Below are 1,638 nucleotides of genomic sequence, written 5' to 3'. Positions count from 1 at the left end.
CGGCGGCCAGCTCCTCGGGGGTCGGGTTGCCCCGTACGACCTTGATGTTCATGAGTGCTCCCGGCAGGCCTAGAGGGGGATGTTGCCGTGCTTCTTCGGGGGCAGGGATTCCCGCTTGGTGCGCAGTTGACGCAGGCCGCGGACGATGTGGCGGCGGGTGTCGGAGGGCATGATCACGGCGTCGACGTAGCCGCGTTCGGCGGCGACGTAGGGGTTGAGGAGGGTGTCCTCGTACTCGCGGATCAGGCGGGCGCGGACCGCGTCGAGGTCGTCCCCGTTCGCCTCGGCCTCGGCGAGGGTGCGGCGGTGGAGGATGTTGACGGCGCCCTGGGCGCCCATGACGGCGATCTGGGCGGTGGGCCAGGCGAGGTTGAGGTCGGCGCCGAGGTGCTTGGAGCCCATGACGTCGTAGGCGCCGCCGAAGGCCTTGCGGGTGATGACGGTGATGAGGGGGACGGTGGCTTCGGCGTAGGCGTAGATGAGTTTGGCGCCGCGGCGGATGATGCCGTCGTGTTCCTGGTCGACGCCGGGCAGGAAGCCGGGGACGTCGACGAAGGTGAGGACGGGGACGTTGAAGGCGTCGCAGGTGCGCACGAAGCGGGCGGCCTTCTCGGACGCGGCGATGTCGAGGCAGCCGGCGTACTGCAGGGGCTGGTTGGCGACGATGCCGACGGGGCGGCCTTCGACGCGGCCGAAGCCGGTGAGGATGTTGGGGGCGAACAGCGGCTGGGTCTCGAAGAACTCGGCGTCGTCCAGGACATGCTCGATGACGGTGTGCATGTCGTAGGGCTGGTTGGCGGAGTCGGGGACGATGGTGTCGAGTTCGCGGTCCTCGCCGGTGGTCTCCAGGTCCGCTTCCTCGGGGAAGGCGGGGGGTTCGCTGAGGTTGTTGGACGGCAGGTAGGACAGCAGCTGCTTGACGTACTCGATGGCGTCCTTCTCGTCGCCGGCCATGTGGTGGGCGACGCCGGAGGCGGAGTTGTGGGTGCGGGCGCCGCCGAGTTCCTCGAAGCCGACGTCTTCGCCGGTGACGGTCTTGATGACGTCGGGGCCGGTGATGAACATGTGGCTGGTCCGGTCGACCATGACGGTGAAGTCGGTGATGGCGGGGGAGTAGACGGCTCCGCCGGCGCAGGGTCCGACGACCAGGCTGATCTGGGGGATGACGCCGGAGGCGTGGGTGTTGCGGCGGAAGATCTCGCCGTAGGCGCCGAGGGAGGCGACGCCTTCCTGGATGCGGGCGCCGCCGGAGTCGTTGATGCCGATGACGGGGCAGCCGGTCTTCAGGGCGAAGTCCATCACCTTGACGATTTTTTGGCCGTAGACCTCGCCGAGGGCGCCGCCGAAGACGGTGAAGTCCTGGGAGAAGACGGCGACGGGGCGGCCGTCGACGGTGCCGTAGCCGGTGACGACGCCGTCGCCGTAGGGGCGGTTGGTGTCCAGGCCGAAGTGGGTGGAGCGGTGCCGGGCGAACTCGTCGAGCTCGACGAAGGAGCCCTCGTCCAGGAGCAGATCGATCCGCTCACGGGCCGTCAGCTTGCCCTTGGCGTGCTGCTTCTCCACCGCGCGGGCCGAGCCGGCGTGCGTCGCCTCCTCGATGCGGCGCTGGAGATCCGCGAGCTTGCCCGCGGTCGTGTG

General features: G+C 69.3%; 1 protein-coding gene. It reads right to left on the bottom strand.

Annotated features, from left to right (window positions below):
- Positions 1–69: 69 nt before the first annotated feature.
- Positions 70–1,638 (bottom strand): acyl-CoA carboxylase subunit beta (locus ABT232_RS38370; protein ID WP_351849436.1); only part of this gene is annotated, 1,569 nt, incomplete at its 5' end.

This window comes from Streptomyces sp. NPDC001532 (genome assembly GCF_040298625.1).
Classification (GTDB): domain Bacteria; phylum Actinomycetota; class Actinomycetes; order Streptomycetales; family Streptomycetaceae; genus Streptomyces.
The sequence above is the reverse complement of the archived record's forward strand: the minus strand, read 5'-3'. Positions and strand labels throughout refer to the sequence as shown.